Annotated in this window: 2 protein-coding genes and 1 pseudogene; all 3 read right to left on the reverse strand. The window is 69.6% G+C overall.

Annotation, left to right across the window (positions count from 1 at the left end):
- Positions 1-8,138: pseudogene (locus ACIOJD_RS34445) on the reverse strand (type I polyketide synthase); the annotation flags it as partial.
- Positions 8,135-19,588: an SDR family NAD(P)-dependent oxidoreductase gene (locus ACIOJD_RS34450; protein WP_401920564.1), complete on the reverse strand. Its 11,454-nt coding sequence runs from the start codon at positions 19,586-19,588 to the stop codon at positions 8,135-8,137. The pseudogene ACIOJD_RS34445 and the gene ACIOJD_RS34450, both read right to left, overlap by 4 nt.
- 48 nt (positions 19,589-19,636) lie before the next feature.
- On the reverse strand, positions 19,637-22,132 hold a 2,496-nt coding region (locus tag ACIOJD_RS34455; RefSeq protein WP_401920566.1), incomplete at its 5' end, for a type I polyketide synthase.

Raw genomic sequence — 22,132 nt, forward strand, 5'->3', positions numbered from 1 at the left:
ACCACCAGCGCGGGGACCTCGCCCCCGATCTGGTCACGCCAAGCCCAGTCCACCACTTCGGTGGTGTCCGGAACGGTCAGCGGAAGCCAGTCCACTCCGAACAAGGACCGAGCCGTCTCCCTCGCCGCCGACGAAGCCGGATCGGTGGTGATCGGGCGCAGCATCAGCGAGTCGGCGCTGAACACCGGCTGCCCGGCAGGATCGAAAGCCGCGACCGCGAGCCCGCCGTCTTCACGATGCGACAAGCGCACTCGCGCCACCGCCGCGCCCGTGGCGTGCAACTGAACGCCACTCCACGCGAACGGCAACCTCACGCCGCCTTCACCGGCCTGGTCCGAGGTCGCAAATCCGATGGGATGCAGAGCCGCGTCCAGCAACGCCGGATGTATCCCGAAGCCGTCCACATCGGTCTGCTCGGGCAGCGCGACCTCGGCGAAGACATCGGTGCCGGCCTGCCACACCGCGCGGACACCTTGGAACACCGGCCCATAGCCGTATCCGTCGTCGGCCATGCGCTCATACACACCGTCCACCGGCACTGGTTGCGCCTCGGGCGGCGGCCAGGAACCAGTCCACGCCGGCGCGGCGGTGATCTGGTCGCTCAGCACGCCGTCGGCGTGCTGAACCCAGTCGTCCTCATCGCCATGACGGGAGAAGATCTCCACCGTCCGGCGACCCTTTTCATCAAGCTCGGCGACCCGCACCTGAACCCGTACCCCGCCCTGCTCGGGCAGCACCAACGGAGCCTGCAACGTCAGCTCCTCCAGCACCGGAGATCCGGCCCGGTCACCGGCATGCACCGCCAGATCCACCAAAGCCGTACCCGGCAGCAACACCGACCCCAACACCGCATGATCGGCCAGCCACGGATACGCGGACAGAGACAACCGCCCGGTCAACAGCACCTTGTCCTCACCGGCCAACGTCACAACCGCACCGAGCAGCGGATGACCGGACTCACCCTGCCCCAGAGCCTGCACATCCCCGGCCCGCCGGGTGACTGAAGGCCAGAACCGCTCCCGCTGGAACGCATACGTCGGCAACGACACCGGACAGCTGCTCTCAGCGCCAAACTGTGCGGTCCAGTCCACCTTCACACCGGCGACATGAGCGCCCGCCAGCGACCGCAGCCACCGGCCCCGGCCACCGTCATCACGACGCAACGTGCCGGTCACGGCCAGTCCCTCACCGGCCTGCTCCACCGCCATCGCGAGGACCGGATGCGCACTCACCTCGACGAAGGTGCGATGCCCGGCCGCCACCAGCGCCTCGATCACCTCGGCGAAACGCACCTGCTCACGCGTATTGCGGTACCAGTACGCACCGTCAAGTCCTGCGGTGTCGATGAGGGCAGCTTCCAGCGTGGAGTAGAACGGCACCTGGCTGCTTGTCGGCTTCAGCCCGGCCAGATCAGCTGCCATCTGCTGTTCGATGGCCTCCACTTGAGCGCAATGCGACGCGAAGTCCGCCGCGATCCGCCGCACACCGTCAGCAGCGTGCCTGGCCACGAACTCGTCACACGCCACCGCGGCACCCGAAACCACCACCTGCGCCGGTCCGTTCAGCGCGGCCACCGACAAGTCAGCCCACGGGGCGATCCACTTTTCGACCTGGTCCAGTGTGGCGGGAACCGACACCATCCCGCCGGAACCCGCCAGAGCCACAAACGCCCGACTGCGCAAGGCCACCACCCGCGCGCCATCCTCCAACGACAGCCCACCAAACGCCGTCGCGGCGGCGATCTCACCCTGCGAATGACCCACGACCACAGCGGGCGAGATGCCGGCCGATCGCCACAGCTCAGCCAGGGAGACCATCACCGCCCACGACACCGGCTGCACCACATCAACCCGCGCCAACAACTCAGCATCACCAAGAGCCTCACGCAACGACCAGTCCACAAACGGCTCCAACGCCGCCGCACACCGCTCCATCGACTCCCCGAACACCGGCTCGGAGTCCCACAACTCCAGCCCCATACCGACCCACTGCGCACCCTGACCCGGGAACACAAACACCGGACCCGGCCCAGCCGGCGCCGCGACACCGTGCACCACCGCCGTGGAAGTCTCCAGATCTTGCAGTCCAGTCACAAACCCGGGGAGGTCCTCCGCCACCACCACCGCACGATGCTCGAACTCCGAACGCGTCGTGGCCAGCGCATGACCCACCGCCGCCGGATCGATCTCCGGCCGGTCAGCGGCCCAGTGGCTCAACCTGGCTGCCTGCTCCCTCAGCGCCTGCGCCGACCTGGCCGATACCAGCCAGGGCACCGGACCACCCAGGGCTTCGGGCGCCGTCGCCGATACCAGCTCGGGCTCGGATTCGGGTTCTTCGATGATCACATGGGCGTTCGTGCCGGAAATGCCGAACGCCGATACTCCAGCGCGGCGAGGACGACCATTCGTCTGCCAGGGCACCGGCTCAGTCAGAAGACGTACGGCTCCGGCCGACCAGTCCACATGCGACGACGGCGCGTCCACATGCAACGTCCGCGGCAACAGACCGTGCCGCATCGCCAGCACCATCTTGATGATCCCGGCCACGCCGGCGGCGGACTGGGTATGACCGATGTTCGACTTCACCGAACCCAGCCACAGAGGTTCGTCCTCCGGCCGGTCCTGACCGTAGGTCGCCAGCAATGCCTGCGCCTCGATCGGGTCACCCAGCCGCGTACCGGTGCCATGCGCCTCCACCACATCGACCTCAGCCGAAGACAGCTGAGCGTTGGCCAGGGCCGCCCGGATCACCCGCTTCTGGGAAGGACCGTTCGGCGCCGTCAGGCCATTCGACGCACCGTCCTGATTCACCGCGCTACCGCGCAGCACGGCCAGCACCTGGTGCCCCCGCCGACGCGCGTCCGACAGACGCTCCAGCACCAGCACACCGACGCCCTCGCCCCAGCCAGTCCCGTCTGCCGCGTCGGCGAAGGGCTTGCACCGGCCGTCGGCGGCCAATCCGCCCTGCCGGGAGAACTCCGAGAACACGCCGAGGGTGGACACCACCGTGACACCACCGGCCAGCGCCATCGAGCACTCACCCGACCGCAGAGCCTGCGCGGCCAGATGCACCGCGACCAACGACGAGGAACAGGCCGTGTCGATCGAGACCGCCGGGCCTTCCAGGCCCAGCGCGTACGACACCCGGCCGGAAGCCACACTCGCCGCACTACCGGTCAGCAAGTGCCCATCGACATCGTCCGAACCGGCCGCGAGCGCCGAGCCGTACTCGGACCCGCCGACACCGACGTACACACCGGTGTCCGAGCCCCGCAGTCCAACCGGGTCGATCCCGGCCCGCTCCAGCCCTTCCCATGCCGTCTCCAGCACAAGGCGTTGCTGCGGATCCATGCCGACAGCCTCACGCGGCGAGATACCGAAGAATCCCGCATCGAAGTCCGTGACCTCGGTGACGAATCCGCCGACGCGGGCGTAATCGTTCCCTTCGTCCTCCCAGCCACGGTCCTCCGGGAACGCGGTGATGGCGTCCTCGCCCGCGGCGAGCATCCGCCAGAAGTCATCGGGACTGCCCACGCCTCCGGGGAATCGGCAGCCGATTCCCACGATCGCGACCGGTTCGTCGGCCACCGCGGCCGACGCCGGTGTCGCGGCCTCGGCCTCGATACCGAGCAGTTCCGCCAGCAGGAATTCCGACAGCGCGGTCGCGGTCGGATAGTCGAACACCAACGTGGTCGGCAACGACGAACCGGTCAGTTCCGTCAGCCGGTTGCGCAACTCCACCGCGGTCACGGAGTCGAAACCCAGCTCGCGGAACGCCTGGCCGGCCCCCAGGCCCTCGGCGGTGTCGTGGCCCAGCACCGCGGCCGCATGGGCCAGCACCATCTCTTCGAGCGTTCGCCGGCGCTGTGCCTCGGGCATCGCCCGCAATCGGGCGGCCAAGCCATTGTCGGCGACCGCTACCGCAGGTGCGTCGACCACTGCTTGCGGGATCTCCGCCAGCAAAGGGCTCGGGCGAACCGACGTGAAGGCGGCCGCGAACCGCGACCAGTCCATGTCGGTCACGGTCACACAGGTCTCGCCCTGGCCCACCGCCTCGACCAGCGCCCACAGGGCGCGTTGCGGATCCATCGGCCGGACCCCCCGCCGCTGCATCGCCCGGCTCTCTTCCGAGCCGGCCATCCCCGCGCCTGCCCACACACCCCAGGACACGCTCGTCACCGCATGCCCGGCAGCACGCTGCCGAGTGGCATAGGCATCCAGGAAGGCATTGGCCGCCGCATAGAGTCCCTGCCCGCCACCACCCCATACACCGGCGCCGGAAGCGAACAGCACGAACGCGTCGAGCGGACGATCAGCGTCCCGCACGAGCAGGTGGTGCAGGTTCAGCGTCCCGGTCACCTTCGCCGCCAGGGCCCGTTCCACGGCCTCCGGATCGGTCTCCGCGATCGGAGTCAGCTCGCCGACACCGGCGGCGTGAACCACCGCGTCGATACGGCCCACCTCGGCCAGAGCCGCGGCCAGCTCGTCCCGATCGGCCACATTCACGCCCAGAACGGTGACTCGCCTCCGTCCTCCGGCGCTGAGGTCTTCCACCAGTTCGGCCGCCCCCGGGGCCTGGGCGCCGCGCCGTGAGGTCAGCACGATGTGTTCGACATCCTGATCGGCCAGCCAGCGCGCGACATGCCCGCCGAGACCGCCTGTGCCGCCGGTGACCAGGACGGTGCCCGAAGGCTCCCACGTCCGCCCGGATCGCGTGGTGGGGGCGGGCACCAGGCGACGCCCGTACACACCACCGGCACGCACGGCGACCTGGTCCTCACCGTCCCATCCGGCCAGTACCGCGCCGAGACGCCGGCCGATGCCCTCGTCCGGTTCGGCGAGGGGCAGATCGATCAGCCCGCCCCAGCTCCCCGGGTACTCCAGCGCCGCCACGCGGCCCAGGCCCCACGCCGCGGCCGCGTCGAGATCATCAGGGGCCTCGGGTCCGGCCGCGCCACGGGTCAGCATCCACAACCGCTGCGGCGCTCCGGAGTCCGCGAATCCCTGTACCACCGCCAGGAGTTCCTGCACCGGCGCACCAGAGGGGAGGAACACCACCCCGGCCACGTCCCCTTCGGACAGTGCGTCCCGTACGGCTCCGGCAACCGCGGCACGATCGGCCAACACGGCCATCGGAAGCGGCCGCGCGCCCTGATCGGCCAGCATTCCGGCCACCTGACCAGCCCATTCGGCCGTGTCCGGATCGTGCATCACCAGCCACGCGCCGCTCAGTCCGGACGGCCGTGCTCCCTTCAGGGAGACCCACTCCGTCCGGTACCGCCAGGTGTCGACGGCCTGCCTGTCCAGCTTCCCCCGCCGCCAGGCGGCCAACGCGGGGAGCATCGGACTCACCGCATGCTCATCCACCCGCAGGGTGGTGGCCAGAGTCGCGCTGTCCGAGCGTTCCACCGCCTGCCAGAACTCCGTGTCGACACCGTCGACAACAGCCGCGGCGCTCTGGCGCGTGTTCTGCGGCCAGTACCGCTCCCGCTGAAACGCGTACGTCGGCAACGACACCGGGCCGGGGCTCCGAGTACCCAGCAGCGCGGGCCAGTCCACGGTGGCACCGTGGGTGTGCAGCGCCGCGACCGCGGCCGTCACCGTCTCCGGTTCGTCCCGCTCGGCCCGCAGGGCGGGGATCCAGATCCCGTTGTCCACCGTGGCCATCGCGCTCAGGGTGCCTTGCGGGCCCACTTCCAGGAACAGGCCCGCGCCCTGGTCCCGCAGCTCGAGGACCGTGTCGTGGTAACGCACTGTGTCACGGACGTGCCGTACCCAATAGGCCGGATCAGTCACATCCATGCCAGGAATGCCGGAAATCACTGGAGTCTGCGGCTCGTTCCACGAGACCTGGTCCAGCGTGCGCCTGAACGAGTCCAGCATGGGTTCCATCAACGGCGAGTGGAACGCGTGACTGACCCGCAGCCGCCGCGCCTTGCCGCCCCGCTGACGCCACGTCTCCGCCAGTTGCTCGACCACGTCCTCGTCGCCGGAGATCACTGTCGACTCCGGACCGTTCACCGCTGCCAGCCCCACGGTGGCGTGCTCGCCGATCAGTTCCAGCGCCTCGGCCTCACTCGCCGACAATGCCGCCATCGCGCCGCCGGTGGGCAGCTCCTGCATGAGCCGGCCCCGCGCCGCGACCACCGCCGCCGCGTCCGCCAGATCCCACACTCCCGCCACGTGCGCGGCGCTGAGTTCACCGATCGAATGTCCGGCCACCCACTCCGGCACCACACCCCAGGAGGTCATCAGGCGGTGGAGCGCCACCTGCACTGCGAACAACCCGGCCTGGGTGAACACCGTCTCATCGAGGAGATCGGAGTCGTTGCTGATCACCTCACGGATCGGACGCGGCAGATGCCGGTCCAGCTCCGTACACACCTCGTCAAAGGCTTCCGCGAACACCGGGAACGCGGCCGACAGTTGTGAGCCCATGCCGAGGCGCTGACTGCCCTGGCCGGAGAACACCATCGCCAGCCGGGCAGCGCCTGCCTGCCCGGTCACCACACCGGCGCTCGGCCGTTCTTCGGCCAGTGCGCGCACGCTGTGCACCAGCGCCTGCCGGTCCCGGCCCAGGGCCACAGCGCGATGCTCGAACACCGACCGGCCCGTGGCCAGCACCCGGCCCACCGCCATCGGATCGGCTTCGGGCTGGTCATCAGCCCATCGGCTCAACCGGGCGGCCTGCTCCCGCAGCGCCTGCGGCGACTTGGCCGACAACAGCCACGGCACCACGCCAAGGGCCGGATTCTCCACCGGCTCGACAGCCGGTGCCTTTTCGGGTTCTTCGAGGATCACATGCGCGTTCGTTCCGGAGATGCCGAACGACGACACACCGGCCCGGCGAGGTCGGCCATCGGTCTCCCAGGGCAGCGACTCGGTCAGCAACTCCACGGCGCCGGCCGACCAGTCCACCTGCGCGGAGGGCGCGTCCACATGCAACGTCCGCGGCAGAACACCATGCCGCATCGCCAGGACCATCTTGATGATCCCGGCCACCCCGGACGCAGCCTGGGTGTGCCCGATGTTGGACTTCACCGACCCCAGCCACAACGGCTGATCCTCCGGCCGGTCCTGGCCATAGGTCGCCAGCAGCGCCTGCGCCTCGATCGGGTCGCCCAGCCGCGTACCGGTGCCGTGCGCCTCCACCACATCGACCTCAGTCGCGGACAGCTGAGCGTTGGCCAAGGCCGAGCGAATGACCCGCTGCTGAGAAGGGCCGTTCGGCGCGGTCAGACCATTCGACGCGCCGTCCTGGTTCACCGCACTGCCACGAATCACGGCCAGGACCTGGTGCCCGAGCCGCCGGGCGTCGGACAGCCGCTCCAGCACCAGAATCCCGGCGCCCTCGCCCCAGCCGGTCCCGTCCGCGGCGTCCGCGAACGGCTTGCACCGGCCGTCGGCAGCCAATCCGCCCGTCCGCGAGAACTCCGTATAGATCCCGGGGGTGGACAACACCGTGACACCACCGGCCAGCGCCATCGAGCACTCGCCCGAGCGCAACGCCTGCGCGGCCAGATGCACCGCCACCAGGGAGGAGGAACAAGCGGTGTCCACGGTCACCGCCGGACCTTCCAGTCCGAGCGTGTACGACACCCGGCCCGAGGCCACGCTCACGGCGTTGCCGGTCAGCAGATGTCCGTCGACCTCGTCCGAACCGGACGCGAGCAGCGAACCGTACTCCGATCCACCAGCGCCCACGTACACACCGGTCGAGCTGCCTCGCAGCGAGTCCGGCGCTATCCCGGCCCGCTCCAACGCCTCCCACGCCGTCTCGAGTATCAGCCGCTGCTGTGGTTCCATCGCCACCGCTTCACGCGGCGAGATACCGAAGAAGCCCGCGTCGAACCGCGTGGCCTCGGCCACGAACCCGCCTACGCGGGCGTAGTTCGCCTGATCGTGCTCGGCATCCCAGCCCCGGTCCGTCGGCCAGGGATCCATCGCGTCGCGGCCCGTGGCCACCAGGTCCCACAGCTGTTCGGGGCTGTCCGCCCCTGCCGGGAAGTGGCAGGCCATCGAGACCACGGCGATGGGCTCGCTCGTGCGAGCCTGCAACTCGTGCAGGCGGTTCTGAGTCTCCAGCAGGCTCGTCGTGGCTTGCCGCAGGTACGTCCGCAGCCGCTCTTCGTTACTCATGACGTGTGCCTTCCCTCGGAGATCGCGATCTTGTCGAGGACGTCGAACAGTTCGTCGTCGGAGGCTTCGGCGGCATCGACCGTCGACGCCGCCCCGTTCCCGGCAGGCCGGGCCTCGATCCTGCGGACGAGCTCTCGCAGCCGGCCCACCAGCCGCTCCGAACCGTCGCCGTCTCCCTCGGCCAGCGCGGGGATGGCCCGTTCGATCCGGTCCACATCGGCGAGCAGGGACTCCGCGAGGCTCTTTTCCTCCGGCGTCAACCGGATCCGCAGCTGGCGGGCGAGCTCGGTGGGGCTGGGGTAGTCGAAAACCATGGTGGCCGGTAGTCGCAGCCCGGTCGCCGCGGTGAGCCGGTTACGCAGTTCCACCGCGGTCAGCGAATCGAAGCCCAGATCGCGGAAAGCCGCGTCCGCGTCGACCGCGTCGGCTGTGGTGTGCCCGAGGACGGTCGCCGCCTGGGCGCGCACCAGATCCAGTACCAGCGTCTGACGCTCGTCCACCGGCATCGCGGCCAGCCGGGCGGTCAGCTCGCCCCCACCGGCCGGGGCTGTGGCGGCGGCCCGGCGTGCCGAGCCTCCGACCAGGCCGCGCAGCAGCGGGCCGGCGCTTCCGGCCGCCCGCATTCCGGCCACATCCAGCCGGGCCGCCACCACCAACGACCGTTCCAGGCGCGTCGCCGCGTCGAACAACGCCAGCCCTTGCTCATCGGACAGCGCCCGAACACCGGTCCGGGCCAGCCTGGCGAGATCCATCTCGTCCAGCGCCCCGGTCATTCCCGAGCTCTGCTCCCACAGTCCCCAGGCCAGCGACTGCCCGGTCAACCCGGCCGAACGCCGGAACTGCGCCAGCGCGTCCAGCGCGGCATTGGCCGCCGCATAGCTCCCCTGCCCGGCCGAGCCGAGCGTGGCCGCCGCGGAGGAGTACACCACGAACAGCCCCAGGTCCTTGTCACGGGTCAGTTCGTGCAGATGCCACGCCGCATCGACCTTCGCGCGCAGCACCACGGCCAGCCGCTCCGGGGTCAGCGATTCGATCGTCGCGTCGTCGAGAACACCGGCGGAGTGCACGACACCCGCCACCGGATACTCCGCGGGCACCGTGTCCAGCACCTCGGCCAGCGCTGCCCGATCCGTCACATCGCAGGCCTGAATCGACACCTGCGCGCCCAACTCACCCAGTTCTGCGGCCAGTTCGTCGGCTCCCGGGGCTTTTTCACCTCGCCGGGACAGCAGCAGCAGGTGTTCCACGCCGTGGTCGGTGACCAGGTGGCGGGCCAGCATCGCGCCCAGGCCACCGGTACCACCGGTGATCACCACCGTTCCCCGCGGCCCGGGGCTCGCCGGCAGGCGCAGCACGACCTTGCCCACGTTCCGTCCGGTCTGCAGATGACGTAGGCCGTCCACGACCGCGGCCGTCTCGAACACGGTCACCGGCAGCGGCTCCAGATCCCCGGAGCCGAACAGGTCCACGATCTCGGCCAGCATCTGGCCGATCCGCTCCGGACCGGCCTCCATCAGGTCGAAGGCCCGATACACCGCGCCTCCGTGCGCGGCGGCGATCTCCGCCACGTCCCGCACATCGGTCTTGCCCATCTCCACGAACCGCCCGCCCTTGGCCAGCAGGTCCAGCGAAGCGTCCACGAACTCACCGGCCAGAGAGTTCAGGACCACGTCAACGCCCTGCCCCTGGGTGGCGGCCAGGAATTCGTCCCGGAAGTCCAGATCCCGCGAGGACGCCAAGTGCGCCTCGTCGAAACCCTGCTCACGCAGCACCGGCCACTTGCCGGTACTGGCGGTGCCGTAGACGTCCATGCCCCAGACCCGGGCCAGTTGCACGGCGGCCATACCCACGCCACCGGCCGCGGCGTGGATCAGAATCCGCTGACCACGCTGCACCTCGGCCAAGTCCCGCAACGCGTAGAACGCCGTCAGGAACACGATCGGCACCGACGCCGCCCGAGTGGACGACCACCCGTCCGGCACCTTCGCCACCAGGCGGTGATCGGTCACCGCCAGCGGACCCAGCGCACCGGCGAAGACGCCGAACACCCGGTCACCGACCGCCAGTCCGGCCACGTCCTCAGCGACCTCGACCACCACGCCGGCCGCCTCGCCGCCCATCACGGCGCCCGGATCCGGGTACAGGCCCAGACCGACCATCACGTCCCGGAAGTTCAGTCCGGCCGCGCGCACACCGACCCGGATCTGACCGGGCGCCAGCGGCGCCACCGCGGGCGGACTGTCCAGCACCGCCAGATCGTCGAGACTGCCCCGCTCGGGTACGTCGAGCCGCCAGCCCAGCCGCTCCGGACCCGGCACCACCAGCTGCCCGGTCGCCCGCGCCAGACGCCGCGCGTGCAACACACCGGAACGGAGAGCCAGTTCCGGCTCACCGCTGCCCACCACCGCGGGCAGCACACCATCGAGGCTGGTGTCCGCTTCGAGATCGAGAAGGATGAAGCGGCCGGGATTCTCCGACTGTGCTGAACGCACCAGGCCGGTCACCGCGGCGGCGGCCAGATCACTGCCGTCGAGCGCGCCCCGGGTGAGCAGGAGCAGCTGGGAATCCTCGGCGGCCGGGTCGGCCAGCCAGGTCTGGAGCCAGTCCAGAACCGTCGCCGTCACCGCGTGCACCGGCTCAGGCCCGTCCCCGGCACCGGCCGGGACCTGGGCCACCACGACCGCAGGCAGCTTGTCCTCGGCCTGGCCGTGCCAGATCCAGTCCACCGCGGTGGTGCTCTCCGGATCGGACAGCGGTTGCCAGTCCACTCCGAACAACGACCGAGCGGTCTCCCCCGTCGCAGACGAAGCCGAATCGGTGGTGACCGGACGCAGCATCAGCGAGTCGGCGCTCAACACCGGCTGCCCGGCCGGATCGAACACCGCGACCGCGACGCCACCGTCCTCCCGGCGGGACAGGCGCACCCGCAGTACCGCCGCGCCGGTGGCGTGCAGGTGCACGCCACTCCACGCGAACGGCAGGGTCACTCCTTCACCTGCCTGGTCCGAGGCCGTCAATCCGAGGGGATGCAGAGCCGCGTCCAGCAACGCCGGATGTATCCCGAAGCCGTCCACATCGGTCTGCTCGGGCAGAGCCACCTCGGCGAAGACATCGGTATCCGACTGCCACACCGCACGGACGCCCTGGAACACCGGCCCATAGCCATAACCGTCCTCGGCCATACGCTCATACACACCGTCCACCGGCACGGGCCGTGCACCCTCCGGCGGCCAGGCTCCCGTCCACACCGGCACTTGGCCGGCCTGTGCGCTCAGCACACCATCGGCGTGCTGAACCCAGTCGTCCTCATCGTCGGCGCGGGAGAAGACCCCGACGACTCGTTGTCCTTGATCGTCCAGCTCGGCAACCCGCACCTGAACCTGCACGCCGAGCTTCTCGGGGAGCACCAGCGGAGCCTGCAAGGTCAGCTCCTCCAGCACCGGAGATCCGACGCGATCACCGGCATGCACGGCCAGATCCACGATGGCGGTGCCCGGCAACAGCACGGAACCGAGAACGGCGTGATCAGCCAGCCATGGATACGCGGACAGCGACAACCGTCCGGTCAGGACCACTTCGTCCCCACCGGCCAACGCCACCACGGCACCGAGCAACGGGTGGCCCGACTCGCCCTGACCGAGCGCCCGCATGTCACCCGACTTCGCCCCGGCCGCCGAGGGCCAGTACCGCTCCCGCTGGAACGCGTACGTCGGAAGCGACACCGGAGTGAAATCGGTCTGGGTGCCGAGCTGCGTACTCCAGTCCACCGGCACACCCGCGACGTGTAGGCCGGCCAGTGACCGCAGCCACCGGCCCCGGCCGCCGTCATCACGACGCAATGTGCCGGTCACGGTCAGATCCTCGCCGGACTGTTCGACCGCCATCGCGAGGACCGGATGCGCACTCACCTCGACGAAGGTGCGATGCCCGGCCGCCACCAGCGCCTCGATCACCTCGGCGAAACGCACCTGCTCACGCAGATTCCGATACCAGTACGCGCCATCAAGTCCTGCGGTGTCGACCAGTGCGGCTTCCAACGTGGAATGGAACGGCACCCGACTGCTGGTCGGCTCCAGCCCGGCCAGATCAGCTGCCAACCGCTGCTCGATCGCCTCCACCTGCGCCGAATGAGAGGCGTAGTCCACCGCGATCCGCCGCACACCGTCATCGGCATGCCGGGCCACGAACTCGTCACACGCCTCAGCCGCTCCGGAAACCACCACCTGCGTCGGGCCGTTCACCGCAGCCACGGAGAGAGCATCAGCCCACGGGGCAATCCACTCCTCGACCTGAGCCAGCGTGGCGCGAACCGACACCATCCCGCCGGAACCCGCCAGAGCCACAATCGCCTGACTACGCAAGGCCACCACCCGCGCGCCGTCCTCCAACGACAGCCCACCAAACGCCGTAGCCGCGGCAATCTCACCCTGAGAATGACCCACCACAACGGACGGGACCACACCAGCAGAGCGCCACAGCTCAGCCAGGGAGACCATCACCGCCCACGACACCGGCTGCACCACATCAACCCGCGCCAACAGCACAGAGTCAGCAAGAGCGTCACGAAGCGACCAGTCCACGAACGGCTCCAACGCCGCCGCACACCGCTCCATCGACTCCCCGAACACCGGCTCGGAGTCCCACAACTCCAGCCCCATACCGACCCACTGCGCACCCTGACCCGGGAACACAAACACCGGACCCGGCCCAGCCGGCACCGCAACACCGTGCACCGCGGCCGTGGATGTCTCCAGATCTTGCAGTCCGGCCACAAACCCGGGGAGGTCCTCCGCCACCACCACCGCACGATGCTCGAAGGCCGAACGCGTCGTGGCCAGTGAACGTCCCACTGCCACCGGATCGGTCTCCGGCCGCTCAATGACCCACCGGCCGAGCCTGGTGGCCTGCTCCTGAAGTGCCTGCGACGACTTCGCCGACAGCAACCAGGGCACCGCCCCACCGGGGGCCTCTTCCGGCTCCACGGCCGGTACCTGTTCGGGCTCTTCGAGAATCACGTGGGCGTTGGTGCCGGAGATGCCGAACGACGACACACCCGCTCGACGGGGATGACCATTGGCCTGCCACGGCACTGCCTCGGTCAGCAACTCCACCGCACCGGCCGACCAGTCCACATGTGACGACGGCGCGTCCACGTGCAGTGTCCGCGGCAAGACACCGTGCCGCATCGACAGGATCATCTTCATGATCCCGGCCACACCCGCGGCCGCCTGAGTGTGTCCGAGGTTGGACTTCACCGAGCCCAGCCACAACGGCCGTTCCTCCGGCCGGTCCTGACCATACGTCGCCAGTACCGCCTGCGCCTCGATCGGGTCGCCCAGCTTCGTCCCCGTACCGTGCGCCTCCACCACATCGACATCGGCCGAAGACAACCGCGCACTCGCCAGCGCCGCACGAATCACCCGCTGCTGCGAAGGACCGTTCGGCGCCGTCAGACCATTCGACGCACCATCCTGATTCACCGCACTGCCACGCACCACCGCCAGCACCTGGTGCCCACGCTTGCGAGCATCGGACAACCGCTCCAGCACCAGTACACCGGCGCCCTCACCCCAGCTGGTTCCGTCTGCCGCGTCGGCGAAGGGCTTGCACCGGCCGTCGGCGGCCAGACCGCCCTGACGGGAGAACTCGGTGAACACCCCAGGAGTCGCCATCACCGTGACACCACCGGCCAGCGCCATCGAGCACTCACCCGACCGCAGAGCCTGAGCCGCCAGGTGCACCGTCACGAGCGAGGAGGAACACGCGGTGTCCAGCGTGACAGCGGGGCCTTCCAGGCCCAGCGTGTAGGCGATCCGGCCCGACGCCACACTTCCGGAATTGCCGGTACCGCTGAACCCGTCACTGTCGGCCGGATTCAAAGCCGTCTGAGCCATGTAGTCGTGGTACATCAGGCCGACGTACACACCGGTATCCGAGCCACGCAGGGAATCCGGCACGATCCCCGCCCGCTCCAGAGCCTCCCACGCCGTCTCCAGAACAATCCGCTGCTGCGGATCCATCCCCACCGCCTCACGCGGCGAAATACCGAAGAACCCGGCGTCGAACTCCGCCGCCCCCAACAAGAAACCACCATGCTTGGTGTAACTCGTACCAGGACGAAGACGCTCAGGGTCATACAACCCCTCCACATCCCAACCCCGGTCGGGCGGGAACTCCGCCACCCCCTCACCACCAGCAGCCAACAACTCCCACAACGCCTCCGGCGAATCCACCCCACCCGGAAAACGACACCCCATACCGACAATCGCGATCGGCTCATCCACCGCGGCGGTGGTCGTTCCCCTGACCGCGGGAAGGGCCTCTGGCTGCTCGTCCAGTACTCCGGACAGTACGAACTCGGCCAGCAGTCGCGGATTCGGATAGTCGAAGACCAGCGTCGCCGGGAGGCGCAGCCCGGTCGCGGTGGTGAGCCGGTTGCGCAGTTCGACCGCGGTCAGCGAATCGAAGCCCAGAACACGGAAAGCGGCATCAGCATCAACACCTCCGGCTGTGGTGTGACCCAGCACCGTGGCCGCTTGAGCACGCACCAGCTCCAGCACCACCGCTTGCCGCTCCCCCACGGGCAGCGCCGCAAGGCGAGTGGCCAGCTCACCGTCGCCGGCCGAAGCGGTGGCCGCGGCACGCCGCGCCGGACCTCCGGTCAATGCCCGCAGCAGCGGTCCGGAGGTCCCGGCGGCGCGCATAGCGGCCAGGTCCAGCCGGGCCGCCACCACCAGCGGCCGGTCCAGGCACACCGCGGCGTCGAACAGTTCCAGCCCTTGCGCGTTGGACAGGGCCCGAACCCCGGCTCGGCTCAGCCGGGCCAGATCGGCCTCGTCCAGTTTCCCGGTCATTCCCGAGCTCTGCTCCCACAGCCCCCACGCCAATGACTGACCGGCCAGGCCCGCGCAGTTGCGCTGCTGCATCAGCGCGTCGAGAGCGGCGTTCGCCGCCGCGTAACTCCCCTGACCCGCGGAACCGAGCGTGGCCGCCGCCGAGGAGTACACCATGAACAGCCCCGGATTCTGACCCTGGGTCAGTTCGTGCAGGTGCCATGCCGCATCGACCTTCGCGCGCAGCACCACGGCCAGCCGCTCCGGGGTCAGCGACTCCACCGTCGCGTCATCCAGCACACCAGCGGCATGCACCACACCGGTTACGGGGTGTTCGGCGGGCACGGTGTCCAGCACCGCGGCCACCGCCTCACGATCAGACACGTCACAGGCCTGAATCGACACCCGCGCGCCCAACTCGGCGGCCAGCTCAGCGGCCCCGGGAGCATCCATACCCCGCCGCGACAGCAACAGCAGATGCCCGACGTCGTAAGCGGTCACCAGATGCCGGGCCAACAACGCACCCAAACCACCCGTACCACCGGTGATCACCACCGTGCCCTGCTGGTCCAGCCCGGCCGGCTCGACCAGCAGGCCGGTGGCCCGTACCAGACGCCGCGCGTGCAACACACCGTCACGCATCGCCAGTTCGGGCTCGCCACTGCCGGCCACCGCGGGCAGAACACTGTCCAGCTGGAGGTCGGCCTCGGTGTCGAGGAGGATGAAGCGTCCGGGGTGTTCCGTCTGCGCCGAACGCACCAGACCGCTCACGGCGGCAGCGGCCACGTCGCTTCCGTCGGTGGCGCCCTGGGTGAGCAGCAGCAACCGGGAATCCTCGGTTGCCGGGTCGGCCAGCCACTCCTGCAACCAGCCCAGCACCGTGGCCGTGACCTCGTGGACCGCCTCCAGGCCGGCGCCGGTTTCGACTCGGGCCGCCACGATCGCGGGCAGCTCGCCTGCGGCCTCGCCGTGCCAGGCCCACTCCACCGCGGTGGCTGCGGAGTCGGCCAGCGGCACCCAGTCCACTCCGAACAACGACCGAGCCGCGTCCCGGGTGCCGGGTGCCGGGTCGGTGGTCACCGGTCGCAGCATCAACGAGTCGGCACTGAACACCGGCTGCCCGGCCGGATCGAATACCGCGACGGCGACCCCGCCGTCCTCGCGCCCGGACAACCGTACTCGCAGCGTCGTCGCGCCCGTGGCGTGCAGGCGCGCGCCGCTCCAGGCGAAGGGCATCCTGACCTCGCCCTCGCCGGGCTGGGTCAGTGCGGTCAGGCCGATCGGGTGCAGGGCCGCGTCCAGCAGTGCCGGGTGCACACCGAACCCGTCGACCTCGATGTCCTCGGGCAGCGCGACTTCCGCGAAGGCCTCGGTGCCCGCTTGCCAGATCGCCCGCACACCCTGGAACACCGGCCCGTAGCCGTAGCCCTCCTCGGCCAGGCGCGCGTACTCACCGTCCACGGGCACCTGCCGCGCGTCGGGCGGGGGCCAGGCCCCGGTCCACACCGGGGCGGGGCTGTCTTCCGTGCTCAGCACACCATCGGCGTGCTGAGCCCAGTCGTCCTCTTCGTCGATATGGGAGAAGATCCCGACCACACGGCGACCGCGTTCATCGGGTTCGGCGACCCGAACCTGAACCTGAACGCCGCCCTGCTCCGGCAGCAGCAGTGGAGCCTGGAGCGTCAGTTCCTCCAGCACCGGGCAGCCGGCCCGGTCACCGGCGTGTACAGCCAGGTCCACGAACGCCGTTCCCGGCAGCAGCACCGAGCCCAGCACCGCGTGGTCGGCCAGCCAGGGGTACAGCGCCAGTGACAGGCGCCCGGTCAGCACCACGGCGTCCCCCCCGGCCAGGGCCACCTCCGCGCCCAGCAACCCGTGACCGGACTCGCCGAGGCCCAGCGCCCGCACGTCGCCCGTACGTCGGGTCACCGCGGGCCAGAACCGTTCACGCTGGAACGCGTACGTCGGCAACGGCACCGGGCCGGAACTCTGAGCACCGAGCAGCGCGGTCCAGTCCACGGTGGAGCCATGGGCGTGCACCCCGGCCAGCGCGGTCAACAGGGTTTCCGGTTCGTCGCGTTCGGCCCGCAGCGTCGGCAGCCACACCCCGCTGTCCGCGGTGGCCATCGCGCTCAACGTCCCGGCCGGACCCACCTCCAAGAAGAGGTCCGCTCCCTGATCCCGCAGCTCGAGGACGGAGTCGTGATAGCGCACGGTGTCACGGACATGCCCCACCCAGTACGCCGGATCGGTCACCTCGGCACCAGCGGTACCCGACACCACCGGGATCTCCGGCTCACGCCACGAGACCTGCTTCAGCGCCTGCTCGAACCGCGCCAGCATCGGCTCCATCGACGGCGAATGGAAGGCATGGCTGACTTGCAGGCGCCGGGCCTTTCCGCCCTGGTCACGCCATCGCTGTGCCAGCTCCTCCACGGTGTTCTCGTCGCCGGAGATCACTGTCGACTCCGGACCGTTCACCGCGGCCAGCCCCACAGTGGCGTGCTCACCGATCAGTTCCAGCGCCTCGGCCTCACTCGCCGAGAGCGCGGCCATCGCGCCGCCGGTGGGCAGCTCCTGCATCAGCCGGCCGCGAGCGGTCACCACCGCCGCCGCATCGGCCAGATCCCACACACCCGCCACATGCGCGGCGGTGATTTCACCGATCGAATGCCCTGCCACCCACTCCGGCGACACACCCCACGACGTTGTCAGCCGGTACAGAGCGACCTGCACCGCGAACAACCCGGCCTGCGTGAACACCGTCTCGTTCAGCAGATCCGGCTCACCGTCGATCACCTCACGGATCGGACGCGGCAGATGCCGGTCCAGCTCCGTACACACCTCGTCAAAGGCTTCGGCGAACACCGGGAACGCGGCCGACAGTTGTGAGCCCATGCCGAGTCGCTGACTGCCCTGGCCGGAGAACACCATCGCCAGCCGCCCGGACCCCGGCGATCCGGTCACCACACCCGCGTCCGGGCGCTCCTCTGCCAGCGCGCGCACACCTTCCAGCAGGGTCTGCCGGTCACTGCCCAGAACCACCGCGCGATGCTCGAACACCGACCGGCTCGTGGCCAGCGCACGGCCTGCCGGACCGGGAGCGATTTCCGGCTGTTCAGTCGCCCAGCGGGCGAGCCGCGCCGCTTGCTCGCGCAGCGCCTGCTGCGACTTGGCCGACAGCAGCCATGGCACCACACCACCCGGAACCTCAACGGGCTCGGTCGCCGCCACCGCTTCTGGTTCGAGTTCGGCTTCCTCGAGGATCAAGTGGGCGTTCGTGCCGGAGATACCGAATGACGACACTCCCGCCCGGCGCGGGCGGCCGTCGGTCTCCCACGGCACAGCCTCGGTCAGCAACTCCACCGCGCCCGCGGACCAGTCCACGTGCGACGAGGGCGCGTCCACGTGCAACGTTCGCGGCAGGACACCGTGCCGCATCGCCAGCACCATCTTGATGATCCCGGCCACGCCGGCGGCAGCCTGGGTATGACCGATGTTGGATTTCACCGATCCCAGTCGAAGCGGCCGGTCCGCCGTACGGTCCTGACCGTAGGTCGCCAGCAGCGCCTCGGCCTCGATCGGGTCACCCAGCGAAGTCCCGGTGCCGTGGGCTTCGACCACGTCGACTTCGGCCGGGGACAACCGGGCACTTGTCAGCGCCGCGCGAATCACGCGCTGCTGAGCCGGTCCATTCGGTGCCGTCAGCCCGTTCGACGCACCATCCTGATTCACCGCGCTGCCGCGCAGCACAGCCAGCACCTGGTGCCCACGCCGTCGAGCGTCCGACAACCGCTCCAGCACCAGCACACCGGCACCCTCACCCCAGCCGGTGCCATCGGCGGCATCGGCAAAGGGCTTGCACCGGCCGTCGGCGGCCAGTCCGCCCTGACGGGAGAACTCGGCAAACACCCCAGGGGTGGAGAGAACCGTGACACCACCGGCCAGCGCCATCGAACACTCGCCGGAACGCAGTGCCTGCGCGGCCAGGTGCACCGCCACCAGTGAAGCCGAACACGCCGTGTCCACGGTCACCGCGGGGCCTTCCAGGCCCAGTGTGTAGGACACACGGCCGGACATCACACTCACCGCGTTGCCGGTCAGCAGGTGCCCCTCGCCGCTGGTCCGCCCATCCGCGGCTATCGAGGCGTAGTCCTGGCCATTGGTGCCGAGATATACCCCGGCCGCGCTGCCACGCAGCGAGTCCGGGTCGATCCCGGCCTGTTCCAGAGCTTCCCACGCCGTCTCCAGCGCCAGCCGCTGCTGCGGATCCATCGCCACCGCCTCACGCGGCGAAATACCGAAGAATCCCGCATCGAACTCGGTCGCATCGGCAACGAATCCGCCGAGACGAGCGTAGTCGGGGCCGCCGGCCTGGTCGGGCTCGGCATCCCAACCCCGGTTCTCCGGGAACGCGACGAGGCCGTCTTCGCCCGCGGCGAGCATCCGCCAGAAGTCATCGGGGGTCCGCACGTCACCGGGGAATCGGCAGCCGATCCCGACGATCGCGACGGGTTCGTGTTCGCCTGCCTCGGCCTGGCGGAGACGCTCGCGCGTCTCGTGCAGATCCACCGTGAGCCGCCGGAGGTATCCAAGGAGCTTTTCATCATTTGTCATCGCAGCTACAACACCAATCCGAGTGGAACGAACACCTGCGAGATCTGGTTAGGACAGTCCGAGATCGTTCTCGATGAATTCGAGGATTTCGTCGCGGTCGGCAACGTTGAGTTTTTCGGCGAGTGCCGACGTTCCATTCCCACGTGGTTTGTCCAGGCTGGCTGCGAGTCCTCGAATCCTGGCGACGAGAGTGGTGCGTAGTTCGCTGTCGGCGTCCAGCGCGGCCAGCCGCGACTGCAGTGTGTCGAACTGCGCGAGAAGGGGCAGTTCCTCCGCGGGTTCACCCTGGACGAGTTCACCGAGAAGGTGTTCGGAGAGCGCGGCCGGAGTCGGGTGATCGAACACCAGCCCGGCCGGCAGCGACAGACCCGTCACCGTTGCGAGCCGATTACGCAGCTCGACCGCGGTCAACGAGTCGAAGCCCAGCGAGCGGAACGCGGCGTTCTCATCGACCCTGCCCGCACCGGTATGACCGAGCACCACCGCGGCCTGCTGGCGGACCATCGCCAGCACCATCGACGCCCTGCGGCCGGCCGAGGCACCGCGCAGGCCCTTCGCCCACGAAGAGTCCTTGTCGGCCAGGTCCGTGACGACCGCCTTGGCGTCGGGCAGATCTGTCAGCCACGCGCCACCAGCAGCGCCCAACTCCTGTACCCGGCCCCAGTCCACGTCGGCGACCGCCACATAGCCCTCGCCGAGGGCGTGTTCCAGAGCCGTCACCGCCACCGCCGGATCCATCGCGCCGACACCGGCGCGACGATGACGGGACTGGACCAACTCGGTATCGGCGAGTCCGGCACCCTCCCAGGCCCCCCAGGCCACCGAGACCATCGGCGCGCCCTGCGCCCGCCGCATCTGCGCATAGGCGTCCAGGAAGCCGTTGGCCGCCGCGTAATTGCCCTGCCCCGGCGAACCCAGCAACGCCGCCGCCGAAGAGAACACCACGAACGCCTGCAAGCCCATGTCCATGGTGAGCTCATCCAGCGTCAGCATCGCGTCGACCTTCGGTGCGGCCACTCCGTCCAGCCGCTGCGGCGTCATCGAGCCAAGCACACCGTCATCGAGAACGCCCGCGGTGTGCACGACCCCAGTCAGCGGGAACTGCTCCGGAACGACGGCCAGGACCTCGGCCATCGCGTCACGATCGGCGACATCACATGCCACCACCTCAACGCCCGCACCAGCGGCCGACAACTCCGCCACCAGCTCCTTCGCGCCCGGAGCGGCCATACCCCGACGACTCACCAGCACCAAGTGCTCCGCGCCTCGGTCGACCAGCCAGCGCGACACCTGCGCGCCCAGCGCACCCGTTCCACCGGTCACCAGAATCGTCCCCGACGGCTGCCAGCCCTCGGCGACAACGATCGGGGCGCGCTGCAACCGCATCCCGTACACGCCGTCAGCGCGGACCGCCACCTGGTTCTCGTCACCGGCCGCCAGCACCGAACAGCACCGCTGCCACAGAGTCTCCTGCGACACGTCGCTCTCGACAGGGAGATCGATCAGACCGCCCCAGCCACCGGGCTGCTCGGAACCGATCACCCGGCCCAGCCCCCACACCTGACCCTGCCAGGCATTCACCACCGATTCGTGCTCGCCCACGCTGACGGCGCCTCGGGTCAGCACCCACAGTGGCACCGAACTCCATGCCTGAGCGATCGCGAGCAACTGCGCCGCGCACTCGCGGCCCTCACCGGCCACGACCACCGCACCAGCCAACGACCCGGCTTCCGGCAGCTGCCGCTCGCTGACCTGATCAAGATCGATCCGTACGACGTGGGCACCCGCCGACGTCAACCCAGCCGCGACATCGTCACCAGAGCCCTCGGCGGCCAGCACCGCCCACTCGGCGCCGAGCAGGTCACCCGACCTCTCGGGCAGCGACGACCAGGTGACCCGATACCGCCACCGATCCAGCGCCGAACGCGCCTGCCGCTGCCTCAGCGATGCCAGAACCGGCAGCACCGCCGACGCGTCGTTCCGCTCCACGGCCTCCCAGAACTCCACATCCAGGCCGTCGACCACACTTCCGGTGGTCTGCCGCATGGTTTCGGGCCAGAACCGCTCCCGCTGGAAGGCGTACGTCGGCAGGTCCATCACGCGGCCCGCGTCACCGAGCCATACGGTCCAGTCCACCTTCACGCCGGCGACATGAGCGGTCGCCAGTGACCGCAGCCATCGGTTCCGGCCGCCGTCATCACGACGCAACGTGCCGGTGACCGTCAGATCCTCACCGGCCTGCTCCACCGCCATCGCCAGCACCGGATGCGCACTCACCTCGACGAAGGTGCGATGCCCGGCCGCCACCAGCGACTCGATCACCTCGGCGAAACGCACCTGCTCACGCAGATTCCGATACCAGTACGCGCCATCAAGCCCTGCGGTGTCGACGATTTTCGCGTCCAGCGTGGAATACAGCGGTACCCGCCCGCTCACCGGCTTCAGCCCGGCCAGATCACCGGCCAACCGCTGCTCGATCGCCTCCACCTGCGCCGAATGAGAGGCGTAGTCCACCGCGATCCGCCGCACACCGTCATCGGCATG

It is taken from the genome of Streptomyces sp. NPDC088116 (assembly GCF_044741745.1).
GTDB lineage: Bacteria > Actinomycetota > Actinomycetes > Streptomycetales > Streptomycetaceae > Streptomyces.